At 44.5% G+C, this 13,637-nt stretch carries 13 protein-coding genes; 4 read left to right on the top strand and 9 right to left on the bottom strand.

Annotated elements, in window-relative coordinates; genetic code table 11:
- Window positions 1–257 (top strand): hypothetical protein (locus ACXAGP_RS21360; protein ID WP_475263800.1); only part of this gene is annotated, 257 nt, incomplete at its 5' end.
- A 189-nt stretch (window positions 258–446) separates the two neighbouring features.
- Here the strand turns inward: ACXAGP_RS21360 and pssA are convergent.
- Window positions 447–1,280, bottom strand: coding sequence for a CDP-diacylglycerol--serine O-phosphatidyltransferase (gene pssA / locus ACXAGP_RS21355; RefSeq protein WP_475263799.1), 834 nt, complete (start codon window positions 1,278–1,280; stop codon window positions 447–449).
- A 192-nt stretch (window positions 1,281–1,472) separates the two neighbouring features.
- On the opposite strand from pssA, the gene ACXAGP_RS21350 reads away from it, so the two are divergent.
- Window positions 1,473–2,432, top strand: a complete 960-nt coding sequence (locus ACXAGP_RS21350) for a helix-turn-helix transcriptional regulator (RefSeq protein ID WP_475263797.1) — start codon at window positions 1,473–1,475, stop codon at window positions 2,430–2,432.
- Window positions 2,433–2,560: 128 nt separating this feature from the next.
- The gene (locus ACXAGP_RS21345; protein ID WP_475263795.1) at window positions 2,561–4,633 is read left to right on the top strand and encodes a neutral/alkaline non-lysosomal ceramidase N-terminal domain-containing protein; all 2,073 of its coding nucleotides are present in this window, start codon (window positions 2,561–2,563) and stop codon (window positions 4,631–4,633) included.
- A gap of 71 nt (window positions 4,634–4,704) precedes the next feature.
- Here ACXAGP_RS21345 and clpB read toward each other — a convergent pair whose 3' ends face one another.
- From clpB to rluD, 3 genes are all read right to left on the bottom strand, one after another.
- Window positions 4,705–7,287, bottom strand: a complete 2,583-nt coding sequence (clpB, locus tag ACXAGP_RS21340; protein ID WP_475263794.1) for an ATP-dependent chaperone ClpB — start codon at window positions 7,285–7,287, stop codon at window positions 4,705–4,707.
- Between the two features lie 101 nt (window positions 7,288–7,388).
- A complete protein-coding gene (pgeF, locus tag ACXAGP_RS21335) occupies window positions 7,389–8,123 on the bottom strand; it encodes a peptidoglycan editing factor PgeF (RefSeq protein WP_475263793.1) in 735 nt (244 codons plus the stop codon).
- Between the two features lie 18 nt (window positions 8,124–8,141).
- Window positions 8,142–9,095 (bottom strand): 23S rRNA pseudouridine(1911/1915/1917) synthase RluD, encoded by a 954-nt coding sequence (gene rluD, locus ACXAGP_RS21330; protein ID WP_475263792.1) that lies wholly within the window; start codon window positions 9,093–9,095, stop codon window positions 8,142–8,144.
- A 201-nt stretch (window positions 9,096–9,296) separates the two neighbouring features.
- Here rluD and ACXAGP_RS21325 point away from each other — a divergent pair, with 201 nt between their 5' ends.
- Complete coding sequence (locus ACXAGP_RS21325; RefSeq protein ID WP_475263790.1) at window positions 9,297–10,064, top strand: outer membrane protein assembly factor BamD; 768 nt, start codon at window positions 9,297–9,299, stop codon at window positions 10,062–10,064.
- Window positions 10,065–10,149: 85 nt separating this feature from the next.
- Here the strand turns inward: ACXAGP_RS21325 and ACXAGP_RS21320 are convergent, their stop codons facing one another.
- From ACXAGP_RS21320 to ACXAGP_RS21300, 5 genes are all read right to left on the bottom strand, one after another.
- Complete coding sequence (locus tag ACXAGP_RS21320; protein WP_475263789.1) at window positions 10,150–10,350, bottom strand: hypothetical protein; 201 nt, start codon at window positions 10,348–10,350, stop codon at window positions 10,150–10,152.
- Window positions 10,351–10,895: 545 nt separating this feature from the next.
- On the bottom strand, window positions 10,896–11,099 hold the full coding sequence (locus ACXAGP_RS21315; RefSeq protein WP_475263787.1) for a hypothetical protein: 204 nt from the start codon (window positions 11,097–11,099) through the stop codon (window positions 10,896–10,898).
- A gap of 551 nt (window positions 11,100–11,650) precedes the next feature.
- On the bottom strand, window positions 11,651–12,319 hold the full coding sequence (locus ACXAGP_RS21310) for a ChrR family anti-sigma-E factor (protein ID WP_475263785.1): 669 nt from the start codon (window positions 12,317–12,319) through the stop codon (window positions 11,651–11,653).
- Window positions 12,312–12,926, bottom strand: a complete 615-nt coding sequence (locus ACXAGP_RS21305; protein ID WP_338293241.1) for a sigma-70 family RNA polymerase sigma factor — start codon at window positions 12,924–12,926, stop codon at window positions 12,312–12,314. Before ACXAGP_RS21305 ends, ACXAGP_RS21310 begins: the two co-directional genes overlap by 8 nt.
- 72 nt (window positions 12,927–12,998) lie before the next feature.
- Complete coding sequence (locus tag ACXAGP_RS21300; protein WP_475263784.1) at window positions 12,999–13,580, bottom strand: LON peptidase substrate-binding domain-containing protein; 582 nt, start codon at window positions 13,578–13,580, stop codon at window positions 12,999–13,001.
- Window positions 13,581–13,637 lie beyond the last annotated feature (57 nt).

Here is a 13,637-nt window from a genome sequence, read left to right as displayed (position 1 = left end):
CAATTAAAATCGAAAATATAAATTTTTTGGGTCGACATCAAAATCAATCGATGCCCACACAGATTGTCTTATTGCTAATTGTTAAAGAACGATGTACCTATGGTACTTCGCCGTTTCCGGCTGCTTCGTTTATCTCCCGAAGCGGAGGCGCATTCTACGCGCTTGAGTTTAAGTGTCAATCTTTTTTTCTAAAAAAATTTAACTTCTTTTCAAATCTAAGTTCTGAGAACTTTGATTTGAGCCGTTCAACTCAATGAGGCGCGCATTATAAGCAGATATTTACAGGATGCAAGCCCTAATTTAGAAATTAATGTTTTATTTTAATAAAGCACCTTAACTCTAAAACAGTTCAATAATAACAATGACTTACGGGAATTTAGCTTATTTAAACAACAAAAAAGCCGTCTTTAAGACGGCTTTTATCGTTTATTTATATAAAGCGAACATTAACTCTGTTTATTATTGTTCTCTTCGTTACTGGTAGTAGACTTTTCTTTATCGTTGGCTTCATTAAAATCGGCATCGCCTTCCTCAGCGTCACCAAGCACGTGCTCCAGCTTTACTTTTTCTACTGTTCTAAAGGTATTGATGGGACCTGCCACAGTATATAGTGCGAAAACAAGGAACAACACTAACGATGGTTCTGTTGCCACAATAATAAAGATCACACACACCAGAAGAATAGCAACGAAAGGTACCTTGCCGTGCCAGTTTACTTCTTTAAAAGAGTTGTATTTAAAGTTACTCACCATCAATATGCCGGCGGCTGCAGTAACTAAACACACAAAAACCTCGACGAAAGCCAGATTGAATATCTCTTTTACCTGATATTCTTCACCAACCCACACCATTCCCGCTACCAACGCGGCTGCTGACGGGCTTGGCAATCCCTGGAAAAAACGCTTGTCGGCAGTTTCTACAGTAGTGTTAAATCTCGCCAGACGCAGTGCGGCACCCGCCACATAAATAAATGCAGCTAACCAACCCAATTTGTTGAGGCCTGACAAAGCCCAGTTATAGGCGATTAACGCCGGAGCCATACCAAAAGACACCATATCCGCCATTGAGTCATACTCGGCACCAAAGGCACTTTGGGTGTTGGTCATCCTGGCGACGCGGCCATCAAGGCCATCGAAGATCATTGCGATGAAAATCGCTACTGCGGCAGAGGTAAACTGGCCATTCATAGAAGCCACAACGGCATAAAACCCTGAAAAAATCCCTGCGGTCGTTAACAGGTTGGGTAACAAGTAAATGCCTTTCTTTTTAGTTTCTGTCATTCATTCCTCCATCGATGAGGGTTGAAAATAGCATATTTTGCTAAATTTTTTGAGGAATATTCTCGACTTGAACTGAAAAATTAAAACACTCTATTACACAGAGCGATATAGCCAGGAATTGGCAGGTTTGCTTTTAATACTTGCTTTTATTTAATACAGTCTTGAGGTCTGAAATAATTTTCTGAGAGTTTTATGGCCATCACAAAACCCGTTTCAAATCACGAAACAGAGATGTTTATTCAAACACTTTATTGTGAGGCTTCAAACATAGCGCCGGGGGATTTTCGCAATTGGGCACTATTACAATTAACCGAATTACTGAATGTGGATGCGGCTATATGGGGAACGGGAAATCTTAACACGCTGCAATTTCATTACCTTGAGCACCTGGGGCTTGATGCCGACTATGGTAAAAAACTCATAGCAACACTAGATTTAAACCCTATCCGGGGAGCCATTCTAAACAACCTCGATAACCCAATTTCGATGAGTGAAGTTATCGATGACCCAAAATTCTATAACTCTTCATTGTACAAACAGTTATTTGAACCCTATGGCATTCAACGGATCCTCGCCACCGGCCATATAGAACAACACAGCAAACTGCACAGCCTGATTAGCCTGTACAGATTTGACCGGAATAGAGACTTCCTGGAAAAAGAAAAAACAACCATATCACGACTCATTTACCACCTTGTCAGCGCAGCTTCCCACAACTTTTTCCTGCATATAGAAGCGCGAACTGACGATGCTGCGATGGCGATTTGCGACAAACATGGATGTTATTGGCATGTACAACCTCGATTTGTTGAGTTGTTATCACAAACTCCGGTTGTTTTTAATAATGTTTTCCCGCTAGCGCAAAATTATGAGTTAAACGAAGACCTCAACGGGATTAAGATCAGCATTACACCATTAGGTGAATTGCTACAAATCACGGTGAGAAAAGTCCATCCTCTGGACCAATTATCAGCCCGGGAACAACAAATTGTTAACTGGATCATCCAGGGGTTAACCTTTAAAGAGGTTGCCAGAGAACTGGGCATAGCCCCCTCCACCATCTCCAATCATCTGTATCGTATTTATCGCAAACTAGAAATAACCAGCCGCTCAGAACTGGCTCGGCTGTTTCAAAAGCTCCCTCTCATTTGATTAGGTCATTTTTACTATAGCCATCCCGTTTGCACCACGGTAAATAAAAGAACCTTTTCTACGCTTTCGCCACTCTGGTTTTGCATAGAAAAGTTCAGAATAAATAAAAATATAATTCAGGAGCAAACATGAAAATAACAAAAGCAAAGCTATGGCTTTTAGGCATTTTACAGATACTCTTAGTTAACCCCACAGTCCATGCCGGAGACTGGATCATTGGCAGTGGCAAGTCAGACGTTACAGGCCCGGCAGCAGATCTTGGTATGGTGGGCTATGGAGATACCGGTCAGACGACAAAGGGTATCCACTCCAGGCTCTGGTCAAGAGCGTTTTACATCGAAGAACCCGGTACTGGTCAAAAGTTTGTTTTCGTCTCCGCCGACTTACAAAGTATTACACAAGGGGTTAAACAAGGGGTTATCAACAAACTAAAAGCGCAATACGGGAATCAGTTTAGCGATGCCAATGTCATGTTAACAGCTACCCACACCCATGTTGGCCCCGGTGGCTATGATCATTATGTCATGCTGAATATGAGTGCCTTGGGGTATGATTCCGACAATTACAATGCCATCACAAATGGCATTTATAATTCTATTGTTAATGCCGTATCCAGCGCCGGTCAAGGTGATATATACGTTAGTCAGGATGAATTTGATGGTATCAACATCAATCGCAACCCACAGCCCTATAACCAAAACAACGACAGTCATCAATACAGTTCCAATACTAACAAAAACATGGTGCAATTGAAGCTGGTCAAAGACAGCGGAACAGAGCTTGGTGTGATCAATTGGTTTGCTGTGCACAACGTTTCTTATGGTACTTCCCAGCGTCAGATAAGTGGCGACAATAAAGGGGCTGCCAGTCAGTATTTTGAAAACTGGAAAACCTCCCATAACCCCGACTTTGTTGCAGCCTTTGCCAACAGTAACCTGGGTGACAGTTCGCCCAATATTTGCGGTCCGGGAAATGGTTGCGGTGCCAATGAACAAGCCAGTATGGAACTTTCCGGTGGCAAACAATTTGAAGCGGCAAAACAACTTTATCAATCTGGATTGAGTCGGCTAACAGGTAGTCTGGAGTATCGACACCAGTACGTCTATCTTCCGGGCTATGAAGTTAGCAATACTTTTACTGGCAATGGTGACACCGAAATATGCGAAGGTGTTGTGGGCTGGTCCATGACTGCGGGTTCCAGCTGGGATGGTCCCAGCGATATTCCCGGCGTATTTGAAGGCATGACCGTCGACAATGAAGGCTCTTCATGGAATAAAAACAGTAACCTGTTTGCCAATGCCATCGCAGGCTACCCTATCTTCGCACTTATGAATGGTTTTTCTGACGCGACGTTATTCAATCAAAGTGCAGACGATCCTTGCCAATATCCCAAACCCACTTTTGTGAAGCGAAAGGTATTAGGGGCAGAACTGTATACCGCGCATATTCCTTTCCAACTAGTTACCATTGGCAACCTGGCCATCGTAGCCAGTGCTGGTGAGATGACCACAATGGCGGGTCGCAGACTACAAAACCAAGTTCTTCAAACTCTTGCGTCTAAGGGAATTGATACTGCCGTGATTGCCGGCCTGGCGAATGCCTATCACGGTTATATCACTACGCCAGAAGAATACCAGATGCAGCACTATGAAGGTGGGCACACTGTATATGGGCCAAATACCTTGCCGGCATACTTACAAGTTTACAACGAGTTGGCTTTAGCCATTAAAAATGGGTGGGGTGTCAGTTCGGGGCCAACACCACCTGATTTAAGTAAAGACCAGATAATCAAAACCATTGGCGTTGTCTATGACGATAAACGACTTTGGGAATCTTTTGGTAAAGTCACCAAAGACGCCAAAAGCAGTTATGAGACAGGCTCACAAGTTAAAGTAACCTTTCGCTCTGGTCACCCAAGAAACAACTTCACTAAAATCGATAGCTTTGTGGAAGTACAAAGAAAAGTGAATGGTAACTGGCAAACCTGGTTGAAGGATGATGACCTGGATACCAAGTTTGTCTGGCGCCGGGATACTTCGGCGGATTGCCTCGCTTGCTCTTATGTTGACGCCATCTGGATACCGGCGGAAAACACTCCCTCTGGTAGCTACCGCATTAAACACAAAGGTTACTGGAAAAGCGGCTGGGACCGAAAACTACGCAGTTACTCAGGTAAATCACGTACCTTCAGCATAAAATAACGGTTATCAATCAGTAGAAATAAAAAAGCACCAATCAAGGTGCTTTTCTACTGTTTTATCGGGTGGTTACCTTAAGCTTTAGTGAAACTTAGCTGGTTATTTTCAACATCCACCTTAATCTTATCGTCCTTTTTAAAGTCTCCGGACAATAATCGCTGTGCCAGTGGATTTTCGATCTCTTGCTGAATAGCGCGTTTCAGTGGTCGAGCACCAAATACCGCGTCAAAGCCCGCTTCGGAAATCTTGCTTAACGCAGCATCCGTGACGTCTAAACTCATCTCTTGCTCTTCCAGACGCTGACGCAAATGCTGCAACTGAATCGAAGCAATAGATTTAATGTGAGATTGTCCCAGCGGATGGAATACCACAGTATCATCAATACGGTTGATAAACTCCGGTCTGAAATGCTCACCCACCACTTCCATCACGGTAGTTTTCATTTGCTCGTAATCTTTTTCCAGGTGTTGCTCCTGAATAAGATCAGAGCCCAGGTTACTGGTCATGATCACCACCGTATTTTTAAAGTCTACCGTGCGACCTTTACCATCGGTAAGTCGTCCATCATCCAATAGCTGTAGCAAAATATTGAATACATCTGGATGGGCTTTTTCCACTTCATCCAACAAGATCACTGAATAAGGCTTTCTTCTGACTGCCTCGGTTAAGTAACCGCCTTCGTCGTATCCCACATAGCCCGGAGGCGCACCAACCAGTCGTGCTACTGAATGTTTTTCCATAAACTCCGACATATCAATACGCACCATAGCGCTATCAGTATCGAACATAAATTCTGCAAGGGCCTTGCACAACTCGGTTTTCCCCACCCCCGTTGGGCCCAGGAACAAGAATGAACCTATGGGTCTGTTTGGATCCGACAACCCGGCTCTGGAGCGGCGAATGGCATTGGATACCACACCTACAGCCTGCTGCTGACCAATTACTCTGGAATGAAGCTGTTCTTCCATGTGCAGCAACTTGTCTTTTTCGCCTTCCAGCATCTTATTCACCGGAATGCCTGTCCAGCGGGAGAGCACATCAGCAATTTCAATATCGGTGACTTTGTTGCGTAGTAATGTAGCGTGCTGCTGTTTTTCAGACAGATTGGCAAAATCTAGTTTTTGTTCCAGCTCGGGAATACGCCCATATTGCAACTCAGACATGCGATTGAGATCCTGTGCACGACGTGCAATCTCTAAATCCAGTTTCGCTTGCTCAAGTTCTTGCTTGATGTGCTGCGCCCCCTGCATGGCAACTTTCTCAGCCGACCAGACCTTCTCCAGTTCAGCCAAACTATTCTCTAATTTTTCGCGTTCCAGCTCCATGGCCGCCAAACGCTTAAAGCTGGCTTCATCGGTTTCTTTGGACAGCGCCTGCTCTTCCAGTTTGTACTGGATGATCTTACGCTCTAAGCGGTCCATATCTTCAGGTTTGGAATCGATTTGCAAACGAATACGCGACGCCGCTTCATCAATCAAATCAATGGCTTTATCGGGTAATTGTCGGTCGCTAATGTAACGATGAGATAAGGCCGCCGCGGCAACGATAGCCGGATCGGTAATGTCCACCGAATGGTGCAATTCATAGCGTTCTTTTAAACCACGCAAAATAGCGATAGTGTCTTCGACGCTGGGCTCTTCCACCAAAACTTTCTGGAAACGACGTTCTAAGGCGGCGTCTTTTTCAATATATTTGCGATATTCATCCAGTGTGGTGGCACCCACACAGTGCAGTTCACCACGGGCCAACGCGGGTTTTAACATGTTGCCAGCATCCATGGCACCTTCGCCACCTTTGCCCGCGCCCACCATAGTATGCAGTTCATCAATAAACAGGATGACACTGCCCTCTTCTTTGGCCAGCTCAGATAACACCGCTTTTAAACGTTCTTCGAACTCACCGCGGTATTTGGCACCCGCCACCAGCGCGCCCATATCCAGCGAGAGTACCCGCTTGTGTTTCAAACCTTCGGGCACTTCGCCATTAATGATGCGTTGCGCCAACCCTTCCACAATGGCGGTTTTACCAACACCTGGTTCACCGATAAGTACCGGGTTGTTTTTAGTACGACGCTGCAACACCTGAATGGTTCTGCGAATTTCCTCATCGCGACCAATCACCGGATCCAGTTTACCCTGCTCTGCACGCAAGGTGAGATCTGTCGTGTATTTTTCCAGCGCCTGACGCACATCTTCCGCGTTGGGATCAGTCACTTTCTGACCGCCGCGCAATTTCTCTATGGCAGCTTCAATGTTCTGCTCGGTTGCTCCCAACTTTCGTAGCAACTCGCCCAGCTTGCCTGGCTCCTTGGTGGCAGCCAGTACAAAAATTTCTGAAGTGATGTAATCATCTTTACGTTTTTGTGCCACTTTGTCGCAAAGATTCAGGGTAACTACAGCTTCCTTAGACAGCTGAACGTCGCCGCCAATACCGGAGACTCTTGGCAATTTATCTAATGCCTCGGCCAATACCGAGCGTAAACTATTCACGTTTACACCTGCGGCTTCCATCAACAATTTTACGGTACTGCCTTCCTGATTCATCAATGCCATCATAATGTGCACAGGCTCGATATATTGATGGTCACGACCTAGTGCCAAAGACTGGGCATCCGAGATGGCAATTTGAAATTTGCTGGTTAAGCGATCTAATCTCATGCTTACTTCCAAATAATACTAACTACAAAACTAGATGGGTTTGCCAAGGGCAGATTCAAGAATAGATTTAAGTAAAATGAATAACAACGTTGAAAATAGGTTTATTCGATCCAGATCAAACTCGCCATGCGCCCGGTTTGACCATCACGTCGATAGCTAAAAAAGCGCTGCCTGTCGGACCAGGTGCACAAGTTAGATGAGAACACTTGTGTAACACCCAATGCATTGAGCTTCATGGTAGCAATGGCGAAAATATCCGCCAGATATTTATCATTGAGTTGCGCTTTAAACGCTGAACTTTGCTCAGGGAATGCTGCTAGTACATCATTGCCCACTTCAAAAGCATCCGGCCCAATGGCAGGGCCTAACCAGGCGATTACCTCTTCATTTGATTGGATATGGGACCGGAGTAGCAACAAACACTGCTGAATAATATCGCCAGCTAATCCGCGCCAACCACAATGCAGTGCAGCAACAAAAGAGCCTTGTTTATTAGTTAAAAGCACCGGCAAACAATCAGCAGTCATTACTACACAGGCGCGATTTTTAAGAAAGGTAAAACTGCCATCTGCGGTAATACTCGCAGTGTCGCCTACGGTGGAGTCGTCACTGAAATCCACTACCCGGTTACTATGGATTTGCTGTAACCAAAGTCGTTTATTTGGTCCAGGGAGACTGGATCTGTTGGCAACAACTTGCTGCTCTTCATCACCCACGTGTAGGCCGAGGTTTAACGAATCATATACGCCAGAACTGGTGCCACCACTGCGCATTGTGGATATCGCTTTAACATGCGAAGGAGCTGTCCAGTCCGGTGTAATATAATGCGCTGCCACAGGTATCTTCGATTGCTTTTATGCAAACTCATCATGGGCTTCGGTATCTTCACGAAGAGCCACTAATAATGCTTTAAGATCCTCTGGCAACGGTGCCTGCCAACTCATCCATTCGCCAGTCAATGGGTGGAATAAACCCAATTGCACCGCGTGCAGCGCCTGTCGACGAAAACTGCGCAAATGAGTGACCAGTTCTTCGGTTGCGGCTTTGGGCAATTTTAGCCCTTGGCCATAAAGCTGATCGCCCACCAGGCTGTGTTTGATGTAGTCCATGTGAACCCGGATTTGGTGAGTTCGTCCGGTTTCCAGTTTCAAACGCAAGTGAGTATGTTCACGGAAACGCTCAATTACCCGGTAGTGAGTGGTTGCCTCTTTTCCCGTTTCTTTAACCGCCATCGCAGTGCGTTTAGTACTGTGACGACCAATGGGTTTATCCACGGTGCCACCGCCTACCATACTACCAATACAGATAGCTTCGTATTCGCGGCTGATTTCTCTGGCCTGGAGTTGCGTAACTAACTGGGTATGGGCCGCAATATTTTTTGCCACCACCATCAAGCCCGTGGTGTCTTTGTCTAGTCGATGAACGATGCCTGCGCGCGGTACTACAGCGCTATCGGGATAGTGAAAGAGCAAAGCGTTAAGTAAAGTTCCTGACTGATTACCCGCGCCGGGATGCACCACCAGACCTACGGGTTTGTTAACGATAATGATATCGTCGTCTTCGTAGACAATATCTATGGCGATATCTTCCGGTTGATAGCCCACTTCGTCTTCCACCTGGGCTTCCAGTTCCAGCACCTCAATGCCTTTCATTTTGTGCCGTGGCGTGGTGACTACTTCGCCGTCAACTTTGACATTGCCTTCCAATATCCAGTTTTTTAAGCGGGAACGAGAGAAATCGTCAAAACATTCAGCCAGACATTGATCTAAACGCATACCGGCATGTTCAAGCTCCAGTTCTGCACTCATTGAAACAACTTGCAAAGGAAATCCTAATAAATTCATAGAGGCTGAAAACGCTGTAGTTCTTCAGCTTTGGTTCAATTAATTACAGATATGGTAACAGAATTCGGAACTTTTATAGCAGTTAATTGTTCTTATCAGCTCTGGAATCAGATAGTATTGCGCATCGAAAGATGTATAGATGAACATAAGAAGATTAGAATTTCTATGATACGAACAAAAACCACCCGCATTTTGCTTTCTTTCACTTTGGCAGCCTTGATAAGTGCTTGTTCATCCTCACCTGATGATGAGGACCTGGTGTTAGCGAACAAAGGTGCTGAGAGCCTGTACGAAGACGCTAAAAATGCGATGAAGATAGGCAATTACAGTAATGCAGCTACAATTCTGAGTACGCTGGATTCAAGATATCCGTTTGGCCCCTATTCCAATCAAGTGCAATTAGACTTGATTTACTCCTATTATAAATCCGGTAAATACGATGAGGCACTTGCTACCATCGACAGATTTACCCGACTCAATCCAAACCACTCTGATGTGGATTACGCTTATTACATGCGCGGCTTGGTAAACATGGAGTTCGACAAGAACTTTTTCCAAGACTTCTTTGATATGGACCGGGCCGACCGTGACACCACTAAAGCTAAAGAAGCTTTCAAAGATTTTGAAAACCTGATTGGCAAATTCCCGGAAAGCAAATACGCAGCCGACGCCAAAAAACGCATGGTGTTCATCAAAGACCGATTGGCCCGCTACGAAATCGCTATTGCCCGCTACTACATCAAGCGCGAGGCTTACATAGCCGCCGCCAATCGTGGCCAATACATATTGGAGTATTTCTCAGATACGGTACACGTGCAAGAAGCGCTGGAAATTATGGTGGAGTGTTACGATTCATTGGGATTGGATGAACTCAAAAACAACGCCTTGGAAACCTTGCGCATTAACTACCCCAGCAGCGACTTACTGGGTTAGTTATAAAGCTTTATTAAGAAACGCGCTCCGGCGCGTTTTTTTGTGTCTGTTGTTTGCCGTAACTCCGGTATTCCTTATTTTTACGTTAATTGAAAAAGGTAAGTGTCACCCAATACAAGTGGTTGATTGATGAAGATTTGAAGATGAGTGGAAACTTTTGATACCAGTTCTTCGATGTTACTTCTTCGAAGGGGAGCTCCCCTTCAACCCACTTTTGGCCCGGACGCGAGACAACATAAGCCTGTAGGTCGCGCTTTAGCTCGACAACGCTGTGAGATTCAACCATCGGTGTCCGGTTGAAACCGAACCTACAAACATCCCTGTTGCCAATCTTCCGGTTTTTCCTGCCCTCTCAGCTTATCTCGCGAAAGGGCCAGTTTTGTACTTACTTAGAATAGACAATAGAAAGTTATTTAGCTGGATTAAAACTAATCTAGTTTCGTATTATTAAGATCAAGCTGCTCGATTAACCTATTGCACATATTTAGAATTCCATTGGGACTGTAGTAAGAGTTAAGCAAGTCATCGATATTTTTAAAAACACCGGCATCATCAAGATCTACATATGGTGTAAGTGGGGAACCGCAGACAGTGCAATTTGGTTTTTTCTCGCTTGCTTGAACTATCGGGTGCTCGAAGTTTATGCATCGAAAAGAGTTACTAAGCTTATCAAACGCTGATTGTTTGGTCCCCTCCACAAAATACAATATAGGAGCTTTCAATTCATCTGACTTTACCAAATCAATCAGGAGTTCCGTCTGTTGTATCGTTCTTGGAAAGTCTGTTAGCAACATGGATTGATCCAAGTTAAAAAATTTTAATTTAAGAAGTTCAAGAATTTTCTCGGCAGAAATTATATATCCAGAATCCATCTCTTTTTTTAATTGAAAGCCCGATTTTAGACAAAGATTTAATTTCTTTACGAAAGATATCACCAAGGCTTAACTGATGTGCACTATTGTCTTTTAATGTGCTTTGAATCTCCCCTCTCCAAATAGGGAAATGAGGGGAAACAAACAAAATCTTTTTTGACATAAATAAACAACCTTTGAAAGTACGGGTAGACTATACGTGTTTCTCAATCTCAGCAAATGGAGCATTTATTTGATGATTATTAACGAGCCGCTTTCTTAAAGATCAGTCATTTAGAATAATTCTTCTGTGTTCTAAATAACAACAACTTTCATCTATTGTTTCTTTCATACCCCACCTCGAACAACTGTGTCAGGTTCTCTGATGTCGAGTTCGAAGTCCATACGCATCTTGCCCATGCGCGAGATAAGTCGAAAGTGAAGATAAAACCTGAAAGAGGGACAACAGGGATGTTGTCTCAGGCAATGCTGGCGCAGGGACGCGCCATCATTGTCGGTCTTTGAGGTTCTTCAATTGCGACTTATGTTGTCTCGCGCGCTGGGCAAAAAGGGGGTTTTAGGGGAGCTCCCCTAAGAAAAAAGTACATCAGATCACAAATTTAAAAGTCTCGTAGTTGTCTAAATCAACGAGCAGGATTTTCGTATTAAAAATGGAAATTAAAACCAGAACGGTTTTGTAAAAAAGCCAGCCGCCTACAACAAAAAGCGGCTTACTTATTTGAAGAATAAATGACTAAAGGGATTGAGTAGGCGCGCCAATCCTGAGGTAAAGTGCAACGGCTCATCCACGTAGCTAAATACCAAACAGCCGTCTTCGTGGGTGGCTACAGGTGTATGAGTATTGCTGCTATCCATTTGAATAAAATCGCCGGTGTCATAACAACGCTGACCGTCCTGGAATTCGCCATTGATCACCAAGGTTAACTCATTGCCTCTGTGCGTATGCTCAGGTACGCTGCCGCCCGGCTCCATAAAAATAAAATGGCCTTTACCCATTTCACCCAGATCTACAGGTGCTTGCCATAACTTGCCCACCAGTCTCGACCAGGAATCAGTTTTACTGGCAAAGCGGCGCAAAGCTCTGGGTAATTCAAACCTGCGACCTTCCAACTCAAGATAGCTTGTTTGTGATGTTTCTTTTTCTTCCGGTGTGGTGCTCAAATCCATGATGTCGTTCATCATCAGGTTCAAGCTACTATCCATTGTCACGTTGGCATCATTGTTTAGATGTTCGTGGGATAACTCTTCACTGATAGATTCGACTTCTTTTTGGCAAAATGGACACATATCTACATGAGCAGAAATTACCAGTGACCAAGCCGGGTCGGCTTCACCAGATACAAATTTAACCAGTTGTTCGTGTTCAGGATGGTATTTAATCATTTTCCTTTAACAACTCTCTTAATCTTTGCAAGGCCAAACGGGTTCTTGATTTGACGGTTCCCAAAGGAATGTCTAACTCATCGGCCACTTCTTGCTGCGATTTACCTTTTACATAAATCGCCTCTATAACCACTTGCTGCTTGACGGGCAGCTTGTCCAAAAATTCGCCTACTTGATTCAACGTAGTTTGCTCTTCCAAATCGGCTTCATTGGGATCAGCAGTTTGCTCAAATAACACAGGCCATAAATCTTCAGAGCAGATATCTTCTTTGCGATTTTGTTGCTTACGCAGCATGTCGAAGCGAATATTTCTCGCTATGGTGAAAATCCAGGTAGAGGGAGACCCCTTTTCGTAATTGAACAAATGAGCCTTTTGCCAAACATTTGCCATTGTATCTTGCACCAACTCCATAGCTAGCGCATCGTTACCTATCTGGCGTAAGGCGTAGGATTTAACTCTGGGCGCAAAAAAGCTGAACAATCTCGAGAACGAAACTCGACACCGTTGTTCAGCGATCTTACGGAGATATTCTGACATTTCGTCAGCGCATTCCTTGGGTTCCCGAACTCGACTCTGCTCTTCTGTCACCGTCATTCCAACCAGCATACCTTTCACCTTTTACTGAGCTTAGACAAATTTACGTACGCTTTCGATAAAAAGATCAACTATCGCTGAAATTCACTCAATGAGCGAAGAGAGGAAATCCACCACCACTTTGGGATCTTCTTGTTCAAGCAGTTGCTGTTTATCTGCCGCCTTAATAGGTAACAGCTCCAGCCAGCGATATACTACCCACGACATATCAGAAACTGGTGGCTCACTATACAGCGCATGCAATTCCGGATAGCTAGCAATAATTTGTACCAGTCTTTCCTGTAGCGCTGTGGCTTCGACGTCGGGGAATGTATCGGCGTGCCAGGCGTCTATTCTCTGCACGCTACCCACTCGCAGCTCATCGCGTTCAGTCTCAATGCTGTCGATGCTGAACAGAAACTCCCCTTCAACCGTAATCCCAAGTAGGCCATCGTCCAGCATATCAAAGTCAATAACTTTGGCATAAGTTCCGACGGGATAAATGTGTTGATTCAACTCTTTATCGCCTTTGGAATTAAGCATACAAATCCCAAACCCCTGTTGAGCTTTTAATGATTCTTTCACCATGCGCACATAGCGAGGCTCAAAAATTCTAAGCGACATTTTCCCGCCCGGCAGCAGATGTGCGGACAGCGGAAATAACGGAGTTTGAAACGTTACTGACAAATTTGTAATCTCCAGAAAATCCAGGGGTTATATAATGTACTCATACTGCGCAGATAT

The sequence above is a fragment of the Planctobacterium sp. AWM4_229 genome, assembly GCF_056160305.1.
Note: the sequence above shows the minus strand (reverse complement) of the source record. Positions and strands in the feature narration are given on the sequence as shown.